The sequence below is a fragment of the Desulfobacter curvatus DSM 3379 genome (assembly GCF_000373985.1).
In the GTDB taxonomy this organism is placed as follows: Bacteria; Desulfobacterota; Desulfobacteria; order Desulfobacterales; family Desulfobacteraceae; genus Desulfobacter; species Desulfobacter curvatus.
In genome coordinates, this window is the sequence record NZ_KB892967.1 from 1 (window position 1) to 3,826 (window position 3,826).

The 3,826-nt window shown below is 44.3% G+C and carries 2 protein-coding genes; both read left to right on the top strand.

Going from position 1 to position 3,826, the window contains the following annotated elements:
- Nucleotides 1-541: 541 nt before the first annotated feature.
- Nucleotides 542-1,339, top strand: coding sequence for a methyltransferase domain-containing protein (locus B147_RS30115; protein ID WP_020586381.1), 798 nt, complete (start codon nt 542-544; stop codon nt 1,337-1,339).
- A gap of 331 nt (nt 1,340-1,670) precedes the next feature.
- Nucleotides 1,671-3,617 (top strand): hypothetical protein, encoded by a 1,947-nt coding sequence (locus B147_RS0106315; protein WP_020586382.1) that lies wholly within the window; start codon nt 1,671-1,673, stop codon nt 3,615-3,617.
- Nucleotides 3,618-3,826: the final 209 nt, after the last annotated feature.

Here is a 3,826-nt window from a genome sequence, read left to right on the forward strand (position 1 = left end):
CCTCCATCAGGCTGGGTCTAAGACTTGCCAAACGTTCTGAAATTGTTTACGTTTGACTCACTTTTAAGAGCACGTGCCATGCCCGGCACACACAACAGCATGCAGCGGACGGCGCTTCGTTCCGCCGCTGATGCTGAGCGTAGAGATTTTGAGGGATCAGAAACCCCACAATGTGACTATACTGGCTCGTCCAAGCCTATCTGAAAGCAGTATTCAATAACAGAAGCATTGTGCGGAGGTTCATTTCAAATTTCCCGCTGAGGGCTATTTCAAAATCGAACTCCCTGCGATTAATGAATTTAGAGCCGGTACTATTATTGATAGCCGTGACCATCAATCCACCAAAAAGTAAAAACCGCCACTCAACATTTTATGTGAATTTGATAAATTTCAGACAAGCCACGATATCTTTGGCTTTAGCCCCAGGTTGGTTGTCCTTCCTTACTGCCCTTTCAATAATATCCGATTTGGTGTAACTACTGTTTATAACAGTCAAACATCATTGCAAGAACTGATGATGAATTGAATATGAGGATGATAAATGGAACTTTCCGTTAAAGATGCTGCAAAGCTCTTCCGGTGTCCTGTTAACAAGGACATTTTGGAACTAAAAGAGGACTACCTGATTTCAAAATCAGGATTAAAGTATCCTGTTGTTAACGGCATTATTGACCTTCTCCCCGAAGAAAAGAGGGACGATAATGATAATTCTGAGTACGATACCATAAGTGGGTTGCTATACAATCTATGGGTCATGAATCCAATTATCATCAGTTTTGCCTGGGGTATAGGCGCTTTGACGACTCTTTTCAAGATGAAAAGGCTCCTTGAAATTCCAGGTGGATGGATATTGGATGTGCCTTGCGGAACTGGTATATTCTCCACATCTGTGTACAAATCAAAACCTGCATCCAAATTCATTGCGATGGATTACTCTATGGGAATGTTGAAGGCTGCACAGAAAAAGGCCAGATCAAAAAATATTCGGAATGTGATATTCATACGAGCTGATGTGGGGAACCTTCCTTTTAAAGATAACTCAATTGACGGATCTTTTTCAATGGCCGGCTTTCATGCTTTCCCAGATCCTAATAAAGCAGCACTCGAAATTGGAAGGATTTTAAAAAAGACAGCTCCTTTTACAATGACCGTTGCATGCGCTGAAGAGAGAACCATATCTGATTTTATGATCCGGAAATTCATGATCCCAAAGGGATACTTTAAAAGCTCTTTTCCTCCTCACGCTTATCGAAAACTTCTAAGAAATAATGGGTTAAGAGATATTCATGCAGAAATGGCAGGGGCAATTATGGTCTCTAATGCAAAAAAACTTGATTAATAGGATTCTTATCAAATTCAATCTGAATGCGGAGAAAACGGATATTCGAACAAACTTAAACTGATTCAGATTCTCAATAAAAATGCCTTAATGGGGTTTGGTAAGAACCATTGTTTTGACAACCAGCCATCATACATTTCTTTTGAGAATATCCACCATTGGCTTCAATCAAAAATTTTAATGCTGGAATAGTAACAGTCCATGGCAGAAAGGAGAAGAAAGACAGAACGGTTCCCATTCCACAAGTTGTGTATGATGAGTTAAAGCAATATAGTAATACAACCGATGGATTTACTTATTGTTTGTTCATGATTCATCAAAGGAGGGCTCCATGAAAGTTTCAAATAAAGACCTTATTCCTTTTTCTCTGTCCCATTCTATTCTTGATCAAATAAAGGCCAATCCCAATAAAAATAGCCAAATACGTTCAGGTATCCAGCTTAAAAGCGCAGCGTCTCTATTAAAAGATACGGTCTCCATATCGGATTCCGGAACCGGTGCGAAAACTATAAGCATGGAAAATATTATCGAAAAAAGGATCTATCTTGAAGAATCCTCCCAGGTATGGGCGGCGGTAACTCAGAATGTGGGTGCTGACAGCAAAGCCTATGACGCCCTCAGTGATCTTGGAATTGCCTTTCCGGACGAGATGGACCAGGAAGAATGGAAAGATCTGGCAAAGGCGGCGGTAAATGCCGGTGAAAAAGTGGATGTGTTGTTGGATGCGGCTGCTGAGCATGGCAGACAAGGGAAAAGTATTGATGATTTATCGCAATTTCTTTCTTTTACAGCAGACTTATCGGCCGAAGATCTTACGGATTTTCTTTCTGCTATAGAGCACGACCCCGGACAGGCAGAACTTATGATCGACATCGCAAACCAACTGGGAGACGGCCTTACCGGGCAATATCTGAAAACGGCAAGCCTGAACCTGGATGATCTGGAAGACCTGAACGACGAACTGGTACGGATTATGGAACGGGACGGAAAAGATACCGACCTTTCCTCTTACTTTTCCCTGGCGGCGAAAGCACAAGATAATGGGCTTGTTCTACTGGAAGCGTTTGACCGGATGACAGAATCCACCCAGGACCGTGTGTCTGTATTCGGCAATACCCGGGTGGCAGGCCAGAATCTGGAAAATTTTATCACATTTGCCTCTTTTGCCGGGGAGACAGCAATAACAAAAATCTTGAATCAGTCCGAAACCCTGAAAGACAAAAATTTGCAAAACATGATAAAAGCCGCGTCTGGAGCAAAAGGCCAGATGAACGGATTTTTATCTGCCCTTGACAGGTTCAGCCAAAAGCAGTCGGGAACATTCTCCCGGTTCCTGAGTACCGCCGCAAAAGCAGAACAGGCCCTGCCGGCCATGCTGGATAACCTTGAAAAAATTGATGTCAAATTTACCGCCACCCTTTCAACCGTTGATACGGTGAACTACCTTGAAGCTGTTGACAATGCCGGAAACGACACCAGTCGTCTTAACAAGGTGGGTGACGGCCTGAACGGCCGGGACCGGAGCCTGTTGTTTTATGCAATCGCCCAAACCAAAGGAGATGCGGGCGATCTCCTGGACCAGGTACAGGCCCTGGACGGCACGGAACGGTCCGAATTCCTTTTTCAAGCCGCCAACCAGGAAAATGCGGGACCTTCTGACGAAGATATTTATATGAAAGGCATTCTTTCCGACGACAGTTTTAAGGATTATCAAACCACCCGGGCAAACCTGAAATCTTGGCAGCCAGACAGCCTTGAGCAAGCCATCGAAAACATTGATGCCCAGTCCCGGGACGCTTTCCTGGAAGCGTCCGCAGCGGCAGGGGAAGCTGGCCAGTCTTTCTTGACCAAGTTCGACGTACTTTCATTTAAGGATCAGAACACGCTTTTGGAGATATCCCAGAACCTTGGGGAAGAAGAAAGGGCCCAGTTTGTAAAAGGAGCTGTCAAAGCAGGAGAAGACGCCCATAACTTTCTGGCATTGACCCAAAAGATAATGAATGAAGATGATTCAGGACAGGTGGTATCGGATTTTCTGGATGCGGCAGAAGCGGCAAGTCCGTCCCAGATAAAGGATATGGTGGCCTTTGTTGGAAGCCTCAACAAAGGCCAGCGGAAAAGCTTTTTATCCGCTGTGGCAAACACCCAATATTCATTATCTCAACTGCTGGAAACAGGAAAAAAGGTTCGGGCAGCTTCGAATCAGGTCCAGGGGGTCTTTAACTACATATCCAAAGGCCTGATAACCTTAGAACAGGCAAAGACCTATTACGGATAATACCCGCCCACCAATCCATTTGTATAACAGCCATGTGCTGACCTGACATATCAACTGCCAGGCATAGCCCACAACAAAGCTTGAAAGATCTGAGTAACTTACCCAGACTTTCTTACTTGACAGTCTGAAGTTTTGTAGCAATCAGGCAACCAGTGGAAGCTGACATTTATGGTGCCTGCGGGCCTTTGCCGTAATTATGCCATAAATCG